At 68.2% G+C, this 18,852-nt stretch carries 19 protein-coding genes and 1 riboswitch; of the genes, 13 read left to right on the top strand and 6 right to left on the bottom strand.

What is annotated here, in order from left to right:
* Positions 1-84 precede the first annotated feature (84 nt).
* From QRN67_RS26180 to QRN67_RS26170, 3 genes are all read left to right on the top strand, one after another.
* Positions 85-1,080 carry an ABC transporter ATP-binding protein gene (locus QRN67_RS26180; RefSeq protein ID WP_285414214.1) on the top strand — a complete coding sequence of 332 codons (996 nt, stop codon included), beginning with the start codon at positions 85-87 and terminating at the stop codon, positions 1,078-1,080.
* Positions 1,081-1,142: 62 nt separating this feature from the next.
* On the top strand, positions 1,143-1,919 hold the full coding sequence (locus tag QRN67_RS26175) for an ABC transporter permease (protein ID WP_285414285.1): 777 nt from the start codon (positions 1,143-1,145) through the stop codon (positions 1,917-1,919).
* Positions 1,920-2,230: 311 nt separating this feature from the next.
* The gene (locus QRN67_RS26170) at positions 2,231-3,034 is read left to right on the top strand and encodes an ABC transporter permease (RefSeq protein ID WP_285414213.1); all 804 of its coding nucleotides are present in this window, start codon (positions 2,231-2,233) and stop codon (positions 3,032-3,034) included.
* Positions 3,035-3,048: 14 nt separating this feature from the next.
* Here the strand turns inward: QRN67_RS26170 and QRN67_RS26165 are convergent, their stop codons facing one another.
* The 3 genes from QRN67_RS26165 to QRN67_RS26155 form a co-directional block, all read right to left on the bottom strand.
* The gene (locus QRN67_RS26165; RefSeq protein WP_285414212.1) at positions 3,049-4,677 is read right to left on the bottom strand and encodes a peptide chain release factor 3; all 1,629 of its coding nucleotides are present in this window, start codon (positions 4,675-4,677) and stop codon (positions 3,049-3,051) included.
* Positions 4,678-4,773: 96 nt separating this feature from the next.
* Positions 4,774-5,280 carry a TIGR01841 family phasin gene (gene phaP / locus QRN67_RS26160; RefSeq protein ID WP_285414211.1) on the bottom strand — a complete coding sequence of 169 codons (507 nt, stop codon included), beginning with the start codon at positions 5,278-5,280 and terminating at the stop codon, positions 4,774-4,776.
* A 132-nt stretch (positions 5,281-5,412) separates the two neighbouring features.
* Positions 5,413-6,057, bottom strand: a complete 645-nt coding sequence (locus tag QRN67_RS26155) for a hypothetical protein (protein ID WP_285414210.1) — start codon at positions 6,055-6,057, stop codon at positions 5,413-5,415.
* 233 nt (positions 6,058-6,290) lie between these two features.
* Positions 6,291-6,360, top strand: a riboswitch (S-adenosyl-L-homocysteine riboswitch).
* A 67-nt stretch (positions 6,361-6,427) separates the two neighbouring features.
* Between QRN67_RS26155 and ahcY the strand changes: the two genes are divergently transcribed.
* The 4 genes from ahcY (at position 6,428) to QRN67_RS26135 (ending at position 10,196) form a co-directional block, all read left to right on the top strand.
* Positions 6,428-7,867: an adenosylhomocysteinase gene (ahcY, locus tag QRN67_RS26150; protein ID WP_081269683.1), complete on the top strand. Its 1,440-nt coding sequence runs from the start codon at positions 6,428-6,430 to the stop codon at positions 7,865-7,867.
* A gap of 10 nt (positions 7,868-7,877) precedes the next feature.
* A complete protein-coding gene (locus tag QRN67_RS26145; protein WP_285414209.1) occupies positions 7,878-8,654 on the top strand; it encodes a TlyA family RNA methyltransferase in 777 nt (258 codons plus the stop codon).
* 10 nt (positions 8,655-8,664) lie between these two features.
* Positions 8,665-9,489: a methylenetetrahydrofolate reductase [NAD(P)H] gene (gene metF / locus QRN67_RS26140; RefSeq protein ID WP_081269685.1), complete on the top strand. Its 825-nt coding sequence runs from the start codon at positions 8,665-8,667 to the stop codon at positions 9,487-9,489.
* 92 nt (positions 9,490-9,581) lie between these two features.
* Positions 9,582-10,196, top strand: a complete 615-nt coding sequence (locus QRN67_RS26135; protein WP_285414284.1) for a septal ring lytic transglycosylase RlpA family protein — start codon at positions 9,582-9,584, stop codon at positions 10,194-10,196.
* A gap of 10 nt (positions 10,197-10,206) precedes the next feature.
* On the opposite strand, the gene QRN67_RS26130 is transcribed toward QRN67_RS26135, so the two are convergent.
* Positions 10,207-11,175 (bottom strand): 23S rRNA (adenine(2030)-N(6))-methyltransferase RlmJ, encoded by a 969-nt coding sequence (locus QRN67_RS26130; protein WP_285414208.1) that lies wholly within the window; start codon positions 11,173-11,175, stop codon positions 10,207-10,209.
* A 160-nt stretch (positions 11,176-11,335) separates the two neighbouring features.
* Between QRN67_RS26130 and QRN67_RS26125 the strand changes: the two genes are divergently transcribed.
* The 6 genes from QRN67_RS26125 (at position 11,336) to mdtD (ending at position 16,293) form a co-directional block, all read left to right on the top strand.
* Positions 11,336-11,950, top strand: a complete 615-nt coding sequence (locus tag QRN67_RS26125; protein WP_285414207.1) for a hypothetical protein — start codon at positions 11,336-11,338, stop codon at positions 11,948-11,950.
* Positions 11,947-13,227 carry a S1C family serine protease gene (locus tag QRN67_RS26120; RefSeq protein ID WP_285414206.1) on the top strand — a complete coding sequence of 427 codons (1,281 nt, stop codon included), beginning with the start codon at positions 11,947-11,949 and terminating at the stop codon, positions 13,225-13,227. Before QRN67_RS26125 ends, QRN67_RS26120 begins: the two co-directional genes overlap by 4 nt.
* Before the next feature lie 175 nt (positions 13,228-13,402).
* Positions 13,403-13,834 carry a 50S ribosomal protein L13 gene (rplM, locus tag QRN67_RS26115; RefSeq protein WP_007827946.1) on the top strand — a complete coding sequence of 144 codons (432 nt, stop codon included), beginning with the start codon at positions 13,403-13,405 and terminating at the stop codon, positions 13,832-13,834.
* 12 nt (positions 13,835-13,846) lie between these two features.
* Complete coding sequence (gene rpsI / locus QRN67_RS26110; protein WP_081269689.1) at positions 13,847-14,239, top strand: 30S ribosomal protein S9; 393 nt, start codon at positions 13,847-13,849, stop codon at positions 14,237-14,239.
* A gap of 182 nt (positions 14,240-14,421) precedes the next feature.
* Complete coding sequence (gene erpA / locus QRN67_RS26105; protein WP_007827949.1) at positions 14,422-14,787, top strand: iron-sulfur cluster insertion protein ErpA; 366 nt, start codon at positions 14,422-14,424, stop codon at positions 14,785-14,787.
* Between the two features lie 81 nt (positions 14,788-14,868).
* Positions 14,869-16,293 carry a multidrug transporter subunit MdtD gene (mdtD, locus tag QRN67_RS26100; protein ID WP_106936750.1) on the top strand — a complete coding sequence of 475 codons (1,425 nt, stop codon included), beginning with the start codon at positions 14,869-14,871 and terminating at the stop codon, positions 16,291-16,293.
* A gap of 13 nt (positions 16,294-16,306) precedes the next feature.
* Here mdtD and QRN67_RS26095 read toward each other — a convergent pair whose 3' ends face one another.
* Both QRN67_RS26095 and QRN67_RS26090 read right to left on the bottom strand, forming a co-directional pair.
* On the bottom strand, positions 16,307-17,431 hold the full coding sequence (locus tag QRN67_RS26095) for an anhydro-N-acetylmuramic acid kinase (protein WP_285414205.1): 1,125 nt from the start codon (positions 17,429-17,431) through the stop codon (positions 16,307-16,309).
* A 39-nt stretch (positions 17,432-17,470) separates the two neighbouring features.
* Positions 17,471-18,817, bottom strand: a complete 1,347-nt coding sequence (locus tag QRN67_RS26090; protein WP_106936752.1) for a M23 family metallopeptidase — start codon at positions 18,815-18,817, stop codon at positions 17,471-17,473.
* Between the last annotated feature and the right edge of the window lie 35 nt (positions 18,818-18,852).

The raw sequence follows: 18,852 nt of genomic DNA, 5'->3' as shown, positions 1-18,852 counted from the left end.
GGATGAGAGGAGGCGTGATCGTAGCGGCGCTTTTCGTGTAGCATCCCGCCCCCGCCGCGCATCGAGCCCGGTGCGGCGCTCTTCATGCCCCACATCCTCGTCGACAACCTCCTCAAGACCTACCGCATCTCCGAGCGCGACCCCGGCGTGATGGGCGCGCTGCGCGGCCTCGTGCACCGCCGCCATCGCACGGTGGAGGCGCTGTCGGGCGTGTCGTTCTCGCTCGAGCGCGGCGAGCTGCTGGGCTTCATCGGGCCGAACGGCGCGGGCAAGTCGACCACCATCAAGATCCTCGCGGGCATCCTGCGGGCAGACGGCGGGCGCGTGGAGATCGACGGGCGCGACCCCTTCGCCGACCGCGAGCGGCACGTGGGGCGCATCGGCGTGGTTTTCGGCCAGCGCACGCAACTGTGGTGGGACCTGCCGGTGGGCGACGGCTTCGACCTGCTGCGCGACATCTACCGGGTCGACCCCGTGCGCTACCGCCGCACGCGCGACGAGCTGGTCGCGCTGCTGCACCTGGAGCGCGTGCTCGACCAGCCGGTGCGGCAGCTGTCGCTCGGCCAGCGCATGCGCGCGGAAATCGCGGCGGCGCTGCTGCACGAACCCGACATCCTGTTCCTCGACGAACCGACCATCGGGCTCGACGCGCCGTCGAAGCTGGCGGTGCGCGACTTCGTGCGCCGCGCCAACCGGGAGCGCGGCACCACCGTGCTGCTGACCACGCACGACATGCACGACATCGAGGCGCTGGCGCAGCGCGTGATCATCATCGGCCACGGCCGCGTGCTGGCCGACAGTCCGGTGGAAGCGCTGCGCGCGCAGGTGATGGCCGAGCGCCGACTGGTGGTCGACTTTGCGCAGGACGCGGCGCTGCCCGCGCAGGTGGAAGGCGCCAGGGTGCATTCGCGCGACGGCCAGACGCTGGTGCTCGACTTCGACCCGGCGGTGACGACGGCGCCCGCGCTGATCGCCCGCATCGCGGCCGGCCATGCGGTGGAAGACATCCGCCTCGAAGGCCTGGCCATCGAGGCCGTCATCGCGCGCTTCTACGCGATGCACGGAGCGGCCGAAGCGTGACGACGGCCCTGCGCGAACTCGCGCGCCCCTACATCGCGGCCTTTGCCTCGCGCTTCCTGCAGATGCTGCAGTACCGCACGGCCGCGCTCGCGGGCTTCGGCACGCAGTGCTGGTGGGGCGGCATCAAGGTGATGGTGCTGGCCGCCTTCTACAGCGGCGCGTCGATGGCCGGCACGCCGATGTCGTTGACGCAGGCGATCACCTACAGCTGGCTTTCGCAGGGCCTGCTGGTGCTGGTGCCGTGGCTCGGCGACCCGGAGGTGGCCCAGGCCGTGCGCACCGGCGCGGTGGCCTACGACCGCCTTCGGCCTGTCGATGCCTACGCCCTGTGGTTCGCGCGCAGCGCGGGCTGGATCGCGGCGCGCGTGTTGCCGCGCGTGGCGTTGATGGCGGCCTTCGCTGGCATCGCGCTGCCGCTGGCCGGGCTGGGCGACTGGGCCTGGCAGCCGCCGGCGAGTTTTTCGGCAGCTGTCTCATTTCTCGCGTCCGCGGTGCTGGCGTTGCTGCTGTCCACGTCGATGGTCATGCTGCTCAACATCGCGGCGACCGCGGCGCTCAACGAGCGTGGCATCAATGCGCTGGCGGGGCCGGTGGTCATCGTGTTCTCTGGAAACCTGCTGCCGCTGGTGCTGTTGCCCGACGCATGGCAGACGGCGCTGCTGCTGCAGCCGTTCGCGGGCGTGGTCGACATTCCCGCGCGGCTCTACTTCGGGTTGATGAGCGGCTGGCAGGCCATGCTGGGGCTGGGCCTGCAGTCTTTCTGGATCGTGGTGCTGGTCGTGTTCGGCCGCATGGCGATGCAGCGGACGATGCGGCGGCTGGAGGTGCAGGGTGGTTGAGTTCTTGACTGGGTGTTCGATGCTTTCGGGGTGCGATCACGCCGCCTGGGTACTCTGCTCCGCGAATGTCCCCCGGCCTGCGGCCTCCTCCTTTATTTCGCTGCGCAGAGCACCCAGCCGGCGTGATCGCTCAGAGCACCGGTTGATCAGCCAGCACGAGAGCAGCGCTCGTTGTGCACAGGGCGCCGGGTGGCTCCCGCAGCGAAATAAAGGAGGAGCCCGCAGGGCGGGGGACATTCGCGGAGGGAGCTACCCGGTGGCCTGTGCACGCACCCACAGCGCACGCAAAACAATTCGGAGCCACTGAACAAATGAGATCGCTCCGCCTCCTCATAAGGCTCATCGCCGCCTCCCTCAGCGGCCAGGCGCGCTATCCAGCCTCCGCGCTGATGCTGACCACAGGCCAGTTCCTGGGCACCGGCATCGAGGTCATCGCAGTGTGGGCGCTGTTCCATCGCTTCGGTGAAGTGCAGGGCTGGCAGCTGGGCGAAGTGGCGCTGTTCTACGGGCTCGTGAACTGCATGTTCGCCGTGGCCGACGCGCTGGGGCGCGGCTTCGACACGCTCGGCACCGAGTTCCTGCGCACCGGCGCCTTCGACCGTCTGCTGCTGCGCCCGCGCCCCGTGGCATTGCAACTGATGGGGCACGACTTCCGCATCAGCCGCGCGGGCCGGCTGCTGCAAGGCATTCTGGTGCTCGTGTTCGCGACGGTGCAGGCCGACATCGCGTGGACGCCGGGCGCCGTGGGCATCGCGCTCTTCGCGCTGGCCGGCGGCGCAGCGCTGTTCCTCGGCATCCTGGTGCTGCAGGGCACGCTGTCGTTCTGGACCGTCGAAAGCCTGGAGATCGCCAACGTGCTGACCTACGGCGGCGTACAGGCCGCGCAATATCCGCTGGCGCTGTATGCGCAGTGGTTCCGGCGCGTGCTGACATTCATCGTGCCGCTGGCCTGCGTGGCGTACTACCCGGCGCTGGCGATCCTGGGCAAGCCCGATCCGCTCGGGGCGCCCGCGTGGACGGGGCTGGTGTCGCCGCTCGCGGGCTTCGTGTTCCTCGCGGCGGCTTTCGGCGTGTGGCGCTTCGGGTTGCGCCACTATGCTTCTACCGGGAGCTGATCCCGTCCGGGCGCTCAGCCCGCGCTCTGCAGCGCCAACCCCGCATGCTCGCGCAGCGGATGGAAGTGGATCTTCGGAAAGCGCTCCTGCGCCAGCCGCACGTCGTACGGCGAGGTGCACAAGAAAGCCAGTGTGTCCGCGGCGTCCTTCGCCATGCGCTGCGGATAGGCATTGACGAACTCGCGCAGCTCGGCCTGGGTGTCGGCGGTGATCCAGCGCGCGCCGGTGTACTGGCAGCCTTCGAGCCGCACGTCGGCGTCGTACTCGGCCTTCAGGCGGTGCTGCACCACTTCGAACTGCAGCTGGCCGACGGCGCCCAGCAGCATCGGGCCGCCGATCTCGGGGCGGAACACCTGGATCGCGCCCTCTTCGCCGAGCTGGGCCAGGCCCTGCTGGAGCTGCTTGGTACGCAGCGGGTTCTTCAGGATCACGGTCATGAACAGCTCGGGCGCGAAGAACGGCAGGCCGGTGAACTGCAGGCTCGCGCCGTCGGTGATGGTGTCGCCCAGCTGCACGCCGCCATGGGTGGTGAAGCCCACGATGTCGCCCGCATAGGCCTCTTCCACCGCCTCGCGCCGCTGGCTCATGAAGGTCACCACGCTGGTGGGGCGCAGTTCCTTGGCGGTGCGCTGCACCTTGAGCTTCATGCCCGGCGTGTACTTGCCCGAGGCCATGCGCACGAAGGCGATGCGGTCGCGGTGGTTGGCGTCCATGTTGGCCTGCACCTTGAAGACCACGCCCGCGAAATCCTTGTCCTCGGGCTGGATCTCTTTCACCACCGGCTGGCGGTTGACCATGGTGGTGCTGGTGCGCGACTGCGGCGAAGGCGCCAGGTCGACCAGCGCGTCCAGCACTTCCATCACGCCGAAGTTGTTCACGCCGGAGCCGAAGAACACGGGCGTCTGCTTGCCGGCCAGGAAGGCTTCGCGGTCCCAGGTGGGCGATGCGCCGGTGGCCAGCTCCATGCTTTCCATGGCGGTCTCGAAGTCGGCGCCGAAGCGCTTGGCGAGCGTGTCGCGCTCGCTCAGCGGAATGGTCTCGAAGTCCTGCGGCAGCCGCTCGCTGCCCGACTCGAACACCGTCATGGCCTGCGTGCGCAGGTTCATGATCCCGCGGAAAGTCTTGCCCTGGCCCACGGGCCAGGTCATGGGCACGCAGGGCATGCCGAGTTCGCGCTCCACCTCGTCCAGGATGTCCAGCGGCTCGCGCACTTCGCGGTCCATCTTGTTGACGAAGGTGATGATGGGCGTGTCGCGCTGGCGGCAGACCTCGATCAGCCGCCGCGTCTGCGCTTCCACGCCGTTGGCCGCGTCGATCACCATCAGCGCCGAGTCGACGGCGGTGAGCACGCGGTAGGTGTCTTCCGAGAAGTCCTTGTGGCCGGGCGTGTCGAGCAGGTTGATGACGTGGTCGCGGTACAGCATCTGCATGACCGACGAGGCCACCGAGATGCCGCGCTGCTTTTCGATTTCCATCCAGTCGGAGGTGGCGTGGCGCGAGGCCTTGCGCGCCTTCACCGAGCCGGCGATCTGGATCGCGCCCGAGAAAAGCAGCAGCTTCTCGGTCAGCGTGGTCTTGCCGGCGTCAGGGTGGGAAATGATCGCGAAGGTGCGACGGCGGCGGGTTTCGGCAACAAAAGACAAGGTGGGCAATCGGGCAGGGGAATGCCGCGATTTTAGAAGGCCGGGGATTTCCGCCCGCCGGCTGGCGCAAAGCGCCCCGCGAACGCCGGTGCTTCCTTACTTGCGCTGCAGCATCTTCGTGACCTCGTCCACGTTGGACTGGATGCGCTGGCGCACCACGTCGAAGGCGTCGGCCTGCGACTTGGCGGCGAGGTTGGCCAGCTCCTTGATGTCGTCGATGGCGCGCTGGAACGACTGGCGCCCGAGCTCGTCGAGCCTGGCGAGGTTTTCCTTCGCATCCTTGCCCGGCATTTCCTTGGCGGCGGTCTGCCATTCGGTGATGGCGTGCTTGATCATCTCGGTCTGCCGCTGCACCACGGTCTGCAGGCCCTGGTAGGACTTCTCGTTGGCCTGCATCAGGGCCGCCAGGTCCTTGCGGCCGCTTTCCAGCAGCTTGCCGGCGCCACCGGTCAGGTTGAGGTCCTGCAGCCGGTCGGCCATGCCCTTCAGCGGATTGAGCATGTCCGCGGCAGTCGGCGCTGCCTTCTTCGCGCTGGCGGTGCTGTCGCTGCTGCTACTGCTGGCGGTGGTCTTCTTGGCGGCGGCTTTCTTGGCTGTGGCCATGGTGCGGAATCTCCTGTGACGGTGAACGGATGGATGGCGAGGACCGGCCGGACGGCAAAAGTCCATCGCCACGATACGCCGCACCGGCATGCCGCCACGAAAAAAATGCCTGCGGGATTTCCCTTGGATGGATTACATCGGAGGCGCGAAGCCGTTGCGGCCCGCGGTCACGCGCAGCGCCGTGGGCGTGCCGTTCTTTTCCTGCGCGTTCACCATCACCTTGGCGCCGGGCACCAGCAGCGCCTCAGTGCCGGGCCGGAACGTGACCACCGGCACATTGGGCGGCACGATGACGGTCTTCTCGCCGCCCTTGTAGGTCAGCCGCATCTGCTGGCCGCCGCGCACCGACTTCGGCGCCGCGGCCAGGTCGGCCACGGTGGCGTTGGTCATGGTGCTCTCGGGCAGCAGGTCCCAGGGGCGGTGGCCTTCGCCGGTGCCGCGTGCGGCCTCGGGAAACACCACCACTTCGATCGCCTTCTGCGTACCGTCGGCCTGCGGCATGGCGGCCGTGCCCACGAAGCTGCCGCGCTTGATGTCGGACAGCTTGATGCGGTAGACCTCCGACACCGGCATGTCGGCCGGCCGCGCGAGCGAGACGACCTCGCCGCCGCGGTCCTGCACGACGAGGGTCTTCGCGTCGACGCGGACGATGGTGCCGCGGATGCGCACGGGGTCGGAAGTCTGGGCGGCTGCGCCGGTCGGCAGCGCGGCGAAGCCCAGGCTGAGGACCGTGGCGGCGAGCAGCGCCCGGCGGTTGTGGGACAGGAAGATCTGCATGGGTGCTTTCGGCGGAGTGGGAGTCGGGGCAATGTACGCCGCCGCGCCGGAATCTGCTGGCGGCCGACTTAGGACTGAATGAGCAAGGGCCGCATGCCGGCGTTGCGGCATGCGGCCCCGGGAGCGGGCGACGCGCCGCGCGTCTCAAATGTCAGCCGAAGAGGGCAGAAGACGCTCGAAATGCGCGCAAATCCCCGAGGTTGGCGCGGCTGTTCGCCCCGTCTACAATGCCCCGTCCCGAGGAGCGTTGCAGCGCCGCCAGGCGTGAGGCTCGGATCCACATCGCAACCACGCTCACCCGCTGTTCTCGCGGTGAGTCCTTTTCCCCGAACGCAGTGGCATCTTTCAAACCAGTTTTGTTGGAGTTCTCATGAGCGCTGTTCTCAAGCCCACCCCCGTCTCGACCGCCGACCAGGCGATCGCCGACCTGTCCCTCGCTGCCTGGGGCCGCAAGGAAATCCGCATCGCGGAAACCGAAATGCCCGGCCTGATGGCCATCCGCGAGGAGTTCGCGAAGGGCCAGGCGCTCAAGGGCGCGCGCATCACCGGCTCGCTGCACATGACCATCCAGACGGCCGTGCTGATCGAGACGCTGCAAGCCCTGGGCGCCGAAGTGCGCTGGGCCTCGTGCAACATCTTCTCGACGCAGGACCACGCCGCCGCCGCCATCGCCGAAAAGGGCACGCCGGTGTTCGCCATCAAGGGCGAGTCGCTGAAGGACTACTGGGACTACACCCACGCCATCTTCGACTTCGGTCCCAAGGGCTCGAAGGGCGAAGGCCCGAACATGATCCTGGACGACGGCGGCGACGCCACGCTGCTGATGCACCTGGGCCAGCGCGCCGAAAAAGACCAGAGCGTGCTGGCCAACCCGACCAGCGAAGAAGAACGCATCCTGTACGCCGCCATCAAGGCCAAGCTGGCCGTCGATCCGACCTGGTACACCCGCAAGTCCGCCGAGATCATCGGCGTGACCGAGGAAACGACCACCGGCGTGCACCGCCTTAACGAAATGTCGGCCAAGGGCACGCTGCTGTTCCGCGCCATCAACGTGAACGACTCGGTCACCAAGAGCAAGTTCGACAACCTGTACGGCTGCCGCGAGTCGCTGGTGGACGGCATCAAGCGCGCGACCGACGTGATGATCGCCGGCAAGGTGGCACTGGTGGCCGGCTACGGCGACGTGGGCAAGGGCTCGGCCCAGGCCCTGCGCGCGCTGTCGGCGCAGGTGTGGGTGACTGAAATCGACCCCATCAACGCCCTGCAGGCCGCCATGGAAGGCTACAAGGTCGTGACGATGGAATACGCCGCCGACAAGGCCGACATCTTCGTGACCACCACCGGCAACCGCGACGTGATCCGCCACGAGCACATGGCCGCCATGAAGGACCAGGCCATCGTCTGCAACATCGGCCACTTCGACAACGAGATCGACGTCGCTTCGATCGAGAAGTACGAGTGGGAAGAAATCAAGCCGCAGGTCGACCACATCACCTTCCCGGACGGCAAGAAGATCATCCTGCTGGCCAAGGGCCGCCTCGTGAACCTGGGCTGCGGCACGGGCCACCCGAGCTTCGTGATGTCGTCGTCGTTCGCGAACCAGACCATCGCCCAGATCGAGCTGTTCACCAAGCCCGACGCCTACGAGGCCGGCAAGGTCTACGTGCTGCCCAAGCACCTCGACGAGAAGGTCGCTCGCCTGCACCTGAAGAAGGTCGGCGCCATGCTCACCGAGCTGACCGACGCGCAGGCCGCCTACATCGGCGTGGACAAGAACGGTCCGTACAAGCCGGACACGTACCGCTACTGATCGACAGCGCATGCGCGCCGATCAATTGCTGGTGGAGCGCGGCCTGGCCGCGTCGCGTTCCCAGGCCGTGCGGCTCATCGCCGGCGGCATGCGGTGGCGCGACGCGGGCACGAGCGACGCGTGGCGCAACGTCGCCAAGAACAAGGACGAAGTGCCCGAGTCGGCCGAGCTCGAGCTGGTCGACGCGGCCGAGGCGCGCTATGTGTCGCGCGGCGGCCTCAAGCTCGAAGGCGCGCTGGCCGCGAGCGGCGTCGATCCGGCCGGCAAGCTGTGCCTCGACGTGGGCCAGTCGACCGGCGGCTTCACCGACTGCCTGCTGCAGCGCGGCGCCACCAAGGTGGTGGGCGTCGACGTCGGCCACGGGCAGCTGCACGCGAAGCTGCGCGAGGACGAGCGCGTGGTGCCCATCGAGGGCGTCAATGCGCGCGCGCTGTCGCCCGAGGACCTCGGCGAAGAGGGCGAGTCGCGCTTCGACCTGATCGTGGGCGACCTGTCGTTCATCTCGCTCACGCTGGTGCTGCCGGCGGTGGTCGAGTTCCTGGCGGACGACGGCCGCCTGCTGATGCTGGTCAAGCCGCAGTTCGAACTGCAGCCGGGCCAGGTCGGCAAGGGCGGCATCGTGCGCGACGAGTCCATGTATGCGGTGGTCGAGAAGCGCCTGCGCGACGCCTGCGAGGCCCTCGGCCTGCGCGTGCTGCAGTGGTTCGACAGCCCGATCGCCGGCGGCGACGGCAACCGCGAGTTTTTCATTCACGCCGTGCGCGCTGTTCACGCGGACGGTTCCTAAGGAGACGCAGGTGCGCCTTCCGCTGAGTTTCGAATTCTTCCCGACCAAGACGCCCGAAGGCGCGGTCAAGCTGCGCGCCGTGCGCCAGCAGCTGTATGCGCGCAAGCCGCAGTTCTGCTCGGTCACCTACGGCGCTGGCGGCTCCACGCACCAGGGCACCTTCGGTGCGGTGCAGGAGATCCTGTCCGAGGGCGTGGACGCGGCGAGCCACTTCTCGTGCATCGGCGCCACGCGCGCCACGGTGCGCGAGCAGCTCGCCGAGCTCAAGGCCATGGGCGTCAAGCGCCTGGTGGCGCTGCGCGGCGACCTGCCGAGCGGCTACGGCATCGGCGGCGAGTTCCAGTACGCGAGCGACCTGGTCGCCTTCATCCGCGAGGAGACCGGCCGCGACTTCCACATCGAGGTGGCCTGCTACCCCGAGATCCATCCGCAGGCCCGCTCGCCCGAAGCCGACCTGCAGGCCTTTGCCGCCAAGGTGAAGGCGGGCGCCGATTCGGCGATCACGCAGTATTTCTTCAGCCCCGAGGCGTACTTCCGCTTCGTCGACGACGCGCGCAGGCTGGGGCTCGACACGCCCATCGTGCCGGGCATCATGCCGATCACCAGCTCGACGCAGCTCATGCGCTTCTCGGACGCCTGCGGCGCCGAGATCCCGCGCTGGATCCGCCTGCGCCTGCAGGGCTTCGGCGACGACACGGCGTCGATCAAGTCCTTTGGCCTCGACGTGGTCACGGACCTGTGCGCGCGCCTGGCCGAGGGCGGCGCGCCGGCGATGCATTTCTACACGATGAACCAGTCGGCCGCGACGCTGGCTCTGCTGGAGCGCCTGGATTGAGAGGGCGCGCGGTCGGGGTGACGGCAGCGTCGCTGCGCAGCGTGCTGCACGCGGCCCTCGTGGCCGCGACCTGCGCACTCGTGGGCTGCGCCATGCCGCCCGCCACCGATGCCGAAGGCGATGGCAGCCTGAAACCCCTGCCGCGGGCGCTGGCGGTGCCGCCGGGCGTCGCGGCGCGGTCGAGCGTGCCCTCGGTGCGCTATGACCTGGCCGTGTCCGGCACGGGCGAACTGACGCCTGACGACGGCGTGCCCGGCGACGACGGCCCGCGCGAGATCTTCGAGCGCGGCGGCGCTTCCTGGTACGGCATCCAGTTCCACCAGCGCAAGACCGCCAGCGGCGAACGCTTCGACATGACCGCCATGACCGCGGCCCACAAGACATTGCCCTTCAACACGCGCGTGTGCGTGCGCAGCCTCGTCAACGGCAGCGAGGTGCTGGTGCGCATCAACGACCGCGGCCCCTATTCGATGGGCCGCGTGATCGACCTGAGCCGCGCCGCGGCCGACCGCATCGGCCTGACCGGCCTGGGCATCAAGCAGGTGGCGCTGACCGTGGTGGACCACGACGGCATGCGCTGCGGCGGCCTGCCGGTGGAGCCGGGCGACGCGCAGGCGCCGGTGGCGTCGGCCGAGCCGCAGCAGCGCGCCAGGGTGCAGGTTCCGGCGCGGCGCAAGGTGATCGTGCCGCAGCGCCGCCGCAAGTAACGGGAAAGGGCTAGCCGCCCGATTCGAGCGAGAAGGTGGCGTTGCGGTCCTGCCCCAGGCGTTCCGCCAGCTGTGGCAGCGCTTCGGCGAGCAGCGGCTTCAGCGTGTAGGGCGGATTGATCAGGAACATGCCGCTGGCCGGCAGGCCCGGGCGCTGCGTTTCGCCCGATGCGGCGTCCTTCGTGATCTTGCTCGACTTGACCGTCAGCGTGGCATGCAGCCACGACTTGCCGGCCTTGGTCGCCATCGTCTTCAGGCGACGCGGCAGGTCGTGCGCCTCGGGGCGCGGAATGATCGGATACCAGATCGCGTAGGTGCCGGTGGCAAAGCGCTTGAGCGCCTCGGCCGCGAAGTCGAGCACGCGGCCGTAGTCGGTCTTCATCTCATAGCTCGGGTCCATCAGCACCAGCGCGCGGCGCGAGGGCGGCGGCAGGAACTTGGTGGCGCTGCCGAAGCCGTCTTCCAGCAGCACGGCGATCTGGCGGCCGGCTTCGAGCTGCGCGATGTTGGCGCTCAGCGTGCGCGAGTCGGTCGGGTGCAGCTCGAACAGCTTGAGCTTGTCGTGGTCGCGCAGCAGATGCTGGATGATGAACGGCGAACCCGGGTAGACGCGCGCGCCGCCCTTGGGGTTGAAGTCGCTGATCACGCCGAGGTAGCGGGCAATGGCGTCGGCCAGCGGGGCTTCGGCGGCGGGTGCCGCCTTCTTCGCGGCCGACTTCGCCGCGGGTGCTGCTGCTGCTGCTGCGGGCGCGGCGGGCTCTTTCTTGCCCGAAAGAAGGCGAAGGATGCCTTCGGCGGCTTCGCCGCTGGTGCCGGCGTAGTCGCCGTCGAGGCGGTACAGGCCGGCGCCGGCGTGGGTGTCGACGACCGTGAGGGCCGCGTCTTTTTCGAGCAGGTGGTCGAGCGTGGCAATCAGCACCGTGTGCTTGAGCACGTCGGCGTGGTTGCCGGCATGGAAGGCGTGGCGGTAACTGAACATGAGGAATGGGCCTGAAAAAAGTGGATGGACGACGCTAGACTCTCGCGCCGAAACATCGATTTACAAAAAGAGGGCGTCGCAGATGCGAGGAGCTGGATGGCGATTTTGGGGCCTGTGCGCCTGCACGGGTGTTCTGTCTATTCTGACGGGCTGCGCGTCGGTGACGCACGGCACCACGCAGAACGTGAAGATCGAGACCATGACGTCGACGGGCAAGGTGGTCGACGGCGCGAAATGCCTGGTCACCAACGACCGCAACGACTCGGTGATGCGCTCCGGCGACACGGTGCCGATCAGGCGCTCTAGCGCCAATCTCAACATCGAATGCAGCCAGCCCGGCTTCGCACCGGCCAACGGACAGGCCGTGTCGCGCGCCAACGTGGGCATGGCGGGGAACATCCTGATCGGCGGATTGATCGGCGCGGCGGTCGATGCCGGCACGGCGGCGGGCTACAACTATCCGAGCTGGATCCAGCTGATTTTCGGCGAAGTGCGAAGCATCGACCGCAGCGCCCAGACGGGCGAAGGGCCAACCGCCGGTGTCCGGATCGGCACGACCGAGATGGCCGCGGCACCGCCCGTGGCGCCCAAGGTCGTGGCGGTGAAGCCGCCCGAGGAGGCGCGTCCGGCGCCCGTGGTGCCGGCACCGGAGCCGCCGCCTGCGGTCAAGGTGGTGGCGCCGGCCGCTCCGGTGGCCCCGCCTGCGCCGCAGCCCAAGGCCGAAACACGGGTTTCGATGGACGACCTGAGCGGCTTGCTGCCGAACAAGCCATGAGCGGCCCGGTGAAGGCCGTGCCGCTGCGCGCGGCATCCGCGTTCCTGGGCCTGGCCCTCGCGGCGGGCGCGGCCGCCGCGCTGGAGCCGGAAGTGCTGTTCAGCAAGGTGTCGGGCAGCGTCTGGGCGGTTCGCACCTTCGACGCGCAGGAGCGGCCCTTGCGTGCGGGCAGCGCGGTGGTGATCGCGCCCGGGCGCCTCGTCACCAACTGCCACGTGCTGGCCAAGGCGAGCAGCTTCGTCATCAAGCAGGACAACGTCACCTACGGGGCGACGCTGGAGTTTCCGGACCCTGCGCGCGACCTGTGCCAGATCAAGGTGGCCAATTTCACGGCGCCCCCGGTCGCGCTGGCGCCCGCGGGCAGCGCGCGCGTCGGACAGCGGGTGTATGCCATCGGCAATCCGCGCGGGCTGGAGAACACGCTCAGCGAGGGCATCCTGTCGGGGCTGCGCGGCGGCACCGGTGGTGGTGGCGCCGGCGAGCCTGAAGCGCGGCTGTTGCAGACGACGGCGGCCATCTCGCCGGGCTCGAGCGGCGGAGGCCTGTTCGACAGCGAAGGGCGCTTGCTCGGAATCACCACCTTTGCCGCGCGCGACGGCGGCAGCCTGAATTTCGCGATGCCGGTCGAGTTCCTGGCGGAATTGCCTGTGCGTGCGAAGGCGATGCTGGAGGCCCGGGCCAGCGAGCCCGCGGGCAGCGCCCGCCGGGGGGCCGGCAGCAGCGTCGCCCTGAACGAACCGCTGCGCGCCGGCGATGCGCTCGAATACGTGCGCACCGACAAGCTCACAGGCACCCGCGCGACGGTGATCTACCGGGTGGACCGGATCAACGGGGACGAAATTGTCTTCAACGGTGGCGGCAAGGTCGAGAAGACCGACGGGCAAGTGGTGTCGGTCACGTCGCCGGCCGGCGGGCTGTTCGACTCGTCCTCGCCGCCAGGCGGGTGGGCGCGCAACAATCTGCTGCCCGGCATGCGCTGGCAGGCGAACTACGCGTCCGCCGGCGAAAACCAGCGCTATGAGCTCGTCGCCACGGTGGGCGGAGAGCGCTCGGTACGCGTGGACGGGGTCGAGCTCCAAGTGCTCAGCATCGGGTACGAAGGCTGGATCTATGCCTCCAGCATGAGCGCACCGCTCGCCAGCGGCAGCGTCCGCTTCTCCGGGGCCGCCCTCTACAGCCCCGAGTTGCGCCGCGTCGTCCGCTTCGAAGCCGCGTACCAGCGAGGCATCGTTTCCGGCGGAAACGAGGTTCTGGAGCTGGTCCGCATCCAGCGCTGAAACCGGCCCGAACCCCGGAAATTGGCCATTTCGCCGTTTCTTCATATAATCGCGGGCTTCGCAGCGTTTTTGTAGCCCCGCGGCGAAGACTACAAACCCACCTAAGAGATTCCCACCAGAGGAACGCCGACCGTGGAAAAGGGCTCGCCAAACCCTCTTTTCAAGAGAAAAACTCATGACCAAAACGTTCAGCGCCAAGCCCGCTGACGTGACGCACGAGTGGTTTGTGATTGACGCGACCGACAAGGTCCTCGGACGAGTAGCCAGCGAAGTTGCTCTCCGTTTGCGCGGCAAACACAAGGCCATTTACACGCCTCACGTCGATACCGGTGACTTCATCGTCATCATCAACGCCGCGCAACTGCGCGTCACCGGCGCCAAGTCGATCGACAAGGTGTACTACCGTCACTCGGGCTACCCGGGCGGTATCACGGCGACGAACTTCCGCGACATGCAGAACAAGCACCCGGGCCGCGCCCTGGAAAAGGCTGTCAAGGGCATGCTGCCCAAGGGCCCGCTCGGTTACGCAATGATCAAGAAACTCAAGGTGTACGGTGGCGCTGAGCACCCGCATACCGCCCAACAGCCCAAAGTGCTGGAACTGTAAGGAGCCTTGAGAATGATTGGTGAATGGAACAATGGCACCGGCCGTCGCAAATCCAGCGTCGCCCGCGTGTTTCTGAAAAAGGGCACCGGCAAGATCACGGTCAACGGCAAGGACATCCAAGCGTTCTTCGGCCGCGAAACCTCGATCATGATCGCGAAGCAGCCCCTCGTGCTGACCAACAACCTCGAAGCTTTCGACGTGATGGTCAACGTGAACGGCGGCGGCGAATCGGGTCAAGCTGGCGCCACGCGCCACGGCATCACCCGTGCCCTGATCGACTACGACGCAAGCCTGAAGCCCGTCCTGAGCCAAGCCGGCTTCGTGACGCGCGATGCACGTGAAGTCGAGCGTAAGAAGGTCGGTCTGCACTCCGCCCGTCGTCGCAAGCAGTTCAGCAAGCGCTGATCCTGTTCGCTTCGAACAAAAAGCCGCCTCCGGGCGGCTTTTTCGTTGCGACGTCTTGGCGCATTGCCGTCCGACCCCACTTGCATAGGGGTGCACGCCACAGTCCGCCTGCCGAAAATGCGGCATTGCAGTAGCATTCGTTCCATTGGCCGCCTGTTCGGCCCACCAGGAGTTATTACCCCATGAGCGCCGTAGCCGAAAACATCCAGACCCAGATGCCCGAGCCGATCGTCTTCACCGACAGTGCGGCAGCCAAGGTGGCCGACCTGATCGCCGAAGAAGGCAACCCCGACCTGAAACTGCGCGTGTTCGTGCAAGGCGGCGGCTGCTCCGGCTTCCAGTACGGCTTCACCTTCGACGAGATCACCAACGAAGACGACACCACCATGACCAAGAACGGTGTGTCCCTGCTGATCGACGCCATGAGCTACCAGTACTTGGTCGGCGCCGAGATCGACTACAAGGAAGACCTGCAAGGCGCCCAGTTCGTGATCAAGAACCCCAACGCCACCAGCACCTGCGGCTGCGGATCGAGCTTCTCGGCCTGATGCCCGGATGCCGCTGACCAAGCCCTCTCCAGAAAGCCGCCTCCGGGCGGCTTTTTCGTTCCTGCTCCTTTCCCCTTGCCCATGACTTCAGAGGCCGAAACCGCCGTTCAACCCGTTCGCAAGAGCCTGCTGTGGCTCGTCGCCGTCGGCTTCTTCATGCAGACGCTCGATGCCACCATCATCAACACCGCGCTGCCGGCAATGGCGGCCAGCCTCGGCGAGAGCCCGCTGCGCATGCAATCGGTGGTGGTGGCCTATGCGCTGACCATGGCGATGCTGATCCCGGCTTCGGGCTGGATCGCCGACCGCTTCGGCACGCGCCGCATCTTCTTCTCGGCGATCGTGCTCTTCGCGCTCGGCTCGGTGCTTTGCGCGCTGTCGCACAGCCTGGGGCAGCTGGTGGCCGCGCGCGTGGTGCAGGGGCTCGGTGGAGCGCTGCTGCTGCCCGTGGGGCGGCTGTCGCTGCTGCGCACGGTGCCGCGCGGGGAGTTCCTACAGGCGATGAGTTTCGTGGCCATCCCGGGGCTCATAGGGCCTTTGCTGGGCCCCACGCTGGGCGGCTGGCTGGTGCAGTACGCCTCCTGGCACTGGATTTTCCTGATCAACGTGCCCGTGGGTCTGGCCGGCTGCATCGCCACGCTCAAGTACATGCCCGACCTGCGCGGCGTGGTGCAGAAGCGCTTCGACAGCGTCGGCTATGCGCTGCTGGCCTTCGGCATGGTGGCGATCTCGCTTTCGCTCGACGGCGTGGGTCTGCGCCAGGGCGGCGTGATGGTCGTGCTGATCTTCGGCTTTGCCAGCATCGCCGCTTACTGGCTGCGCGCCTCGCGCACGCCCGAACCGCTGTTCGCGCCCTCGCTCTTCCAGGTGCCGACGCTCAGCATCGGGCTGATCGGCAACCTGTTCTCGCGGCTCGGCAGCAGCTGCATGCCTTTCCTGGTGCCGCTGCTGCTGCAGGTGTCGATGGGCTATTCGCCGGTGCGCGCCGGTCTGATGATGCTGCCGATCGCGCTGGCCGGCATGGCCATGAAGCGCTTCGCCACGCCGCTGATCACGCGCTACGGCTACCGCCGGGTGCTGGTGGTCAACACGGCCCTCGTGGGCTGCACCATGGCCAGCTTCGGCCTCACGGCGCCGGGCCAGCCGATGGTGCTGCACGTGCTGCAGCTACTGGCTTTCGGCGCGGTCAATTCGCTGCAGTTCACCGCCATGAACACCATCACGCTGAAGGACCTGGACGGCAGCATGGCCAGCAGCGGCAACAGCCTGCTGTCGATGGTGCAGATGCTGGCCATGAGCATGGGCGTGGCCGCCGCCGGCGCGGTGCTGGCGGGCTACAACGGCATCTTCGGCACCGAGACGGCCGCCCACACGCTCGATGCCTTCCAGGCGACTTTCGCGACCATGGGGCTGATCACCGTGGCGTCCGCTCTCATCTTCTGGCACCTGCCGTCGGAGGTGCGCGCGGCGCACCCCGCGCAGCCGGAAGTGTCCGGCCAGGGCTGACGGACGGCCGCTGTCAGGCGGGGTAGATGGCGCCCAGCACGCGCGCCCCGCGCGCGCCGGTCACGCTGGCGAGGTTGCCAGGCTCGCGCCGCACGGTGGCGCGGGCCAGCCAGGCAAAGGCGGCGGCCTCGACCTGCTGTGGCGGCAGGCCGTGGTCGGTCGATGCCTCCACGCTGACGCCGGGCAGCAGCGCGCGCAGGCGGGCGAGCAGGTGGCCGTTCAGCGCGCCGCCGCCGCAGACGATCAGCAGCCTGGCGTCTTTTCCGTGGCGGCGCAGGTCGGCCGCGCAGGCGCTCGCGGTCAGATCGGCCAGCGTCGCCTGCACGTCGGCGGGCGGCAGGGCCGTGGTGCCGAGTTGCGCGGCCAGCCAGTCCGGGTTGAACAGGTCGCGCCCCGTGCTCTTGGGCGGTGCCTTGCCGAAGTAGGGATCGGCCAGCAGCTGCGCGAGCAGCCCGGGCAGCACCTGGCCGCTGGCCGCCCACTGTCCGTCGCGGTCGAAGGGCTGGCCCTGGTGGGCCTGGCACCAATGGTCCATCAGCGCGTTGCCGGGGCCGCAATCGAAGCCGAGCACGATCGCGCCTTCGGGCGCGTCGGCGGGCGGCAGCAGGCTCAGGTTCGAGATGCCGCCGATGTTGAGCACCGCGACCGGCTCGCCGGCGCGTGCGAACAGCGCGCGGTGGAAGGCCGGCACCAGGGGCGCGCCCTGGCCGCCGGCAGCCAGGTCGCGGCTGCGGAAGTCGCCGACCACGTCGATGCCGGTCAGCTCGGCCAGCAGCGAGGGGTTGTTGATCTGGAGCGTGTAGCCGACGTCGTCGAACTCCAGTGGCCGGTGGCGCACCGTCTGCCCGTGCGCGCCGATGGCGGTGACGGCGCCGGCATCGGTGCCGCTGTCCGCCAGCAGTTGCCGGACCACGCCGGCATAGGCCCTCGCGAGCCCGTTGCCGGCCAGCGCCGCGCGGTGCAGTTCGTTGTCGCCGGGGGTGTTGAGCGCGAGCAGCTCGGCGCGCAGTGCCACGGGGAAGCCAGCCGTGGCGTAGGACCGCACCGCGATGCGGCCGTCTGAAAGCTCGGCGAGCACGCCGTCGACGCCGTCGAGCGAGGTGCCCGACATCAGGCCGATGAAAAGTTCGGCGGCCATCCTGGCGTCAGGTGAAGAAAGAAGGGCCGCCGCGCGTGCTCAGTCCGCGCTGGCCTGGATGACGGAGAAGGCTGCCGCCAGCTCGGTGCGGGCACCGACTGCGATGCGCTCGAAGGCCGGGCGCATGGCCGCGGTGATCGGCGCGCCGCCTTCCTGCGCGATGGAGGTCGGGTTCTGGTAGACCCCGCCCACGCGGAATTCGAAGTGCAGGTGCGGGCCGGTGGCCCAGCCGGTCATGCCCACGGCGCCGATCGTCTGGCCCTGGCTCACGCTCTGGCCGGACTTGACGTCGATGCGGCTCAGGTGGGCGTACGCCGTCTGCTGGTTGTTGCGGTGATTGATGATGACGATGTTGCCGTAGCCGTTCTGCGTGCCCGCGAAATCGACCGTGCCGTCGCCGACCGTGCGCACCGAAGTGCCCGTGGGTGCGGCGTAGTCGATGCCGTTGTGCTGGCGCCAGCTATTCAAAATCGGGTGCATGCGCATCGCGAAACCGCTGGATACGCGCGAGAACTCGACCGGCGTCGCCAGGTAGGCCTTGCGCAGGCTGTCGCCGTTCGGGCGGTAGTAGCTGCCTTTCTGGCCCGCGCCCGGGGGCTGGAACCAGACGGCCTGGTGGATCTTGCCGTTGTTCTCGAACTCGGCCGAGAGCACGCGGCCGCTGCGCAGCGCCTGGCCGTCGGCTTCCAGGGTCTCGTAGACCACGGCGAAGCGGTCGCCCTTGCGCAGGTTGCGCACGTCGACGTCGCCCGCGAAGATGTCGGCCAGCTGGCTCGCCACCGCGTCGGGAATGCGCGAGTCGTCGGTGGCGGCGAACAGCGAGGTGCGGATGGTGCCGCTCGCCAGGCGCGTGCCTGCCGTGAGGGTGTCGCGCTCGGTCACGCCGGCAAAGCCGGTCGGCGTGCGTTCGATCACGTAGCGCTTGAAGCCGCCGTCGCCGTCCGGAATCCAGCGGGCGCTGAGCTTCTTGAGCTGGTTTTCCTGCGTGGCCTCGGCCGTCACGGTGCGGCCGGCACGCGAGAACAGCGCGTTGCGGGCCTCGACGCTGCCGCGCACGAAGGCGGTGGCGGCGGGGTCGGAAATGCCCAGGCGCTTCAGCAGCGCCTCGGCCGTGTCGCTCGAGCGGGTGACGTCGGTGCGGAACAGCGTGAAGCTGAAGCTTTCCAGCGCTTCGCTCTGGTCGGCCACTGAAACAGGTGCCGTGGCTTCCAGGATCTGGCGCACGGGGAGGTCGGATGCATCCGGGCCGAGCGATGCCACCGCGAGGGTGCCGGCGCTCAGCAGGGCAGCCGCGATGACTGCGGTGATCTGCTTGGGGTACGTCCGGAATGTGTAGGCCACGCGGGAAGCAAGGAGCTCCTCGGCGGCAAGAATGCCGTTGATCAAACTTGAATTCCAGCTCAGGTTCTGCAAATCCGTGC

Source organism: Variovorax sp. efr-133-TYG-130 (assembly GCF_030208835.1).
Taxonomy (GTDB): Bacteria; Pseudomonadota; Gammaproteobacteria; order Burkholderiales; family Burkholderiaceae_C; genus Variovorax.
Note: the sequence above shows the minus strand (reverse complement) of the source record. Positions and strands in the feature narration are given on the sequence as shown.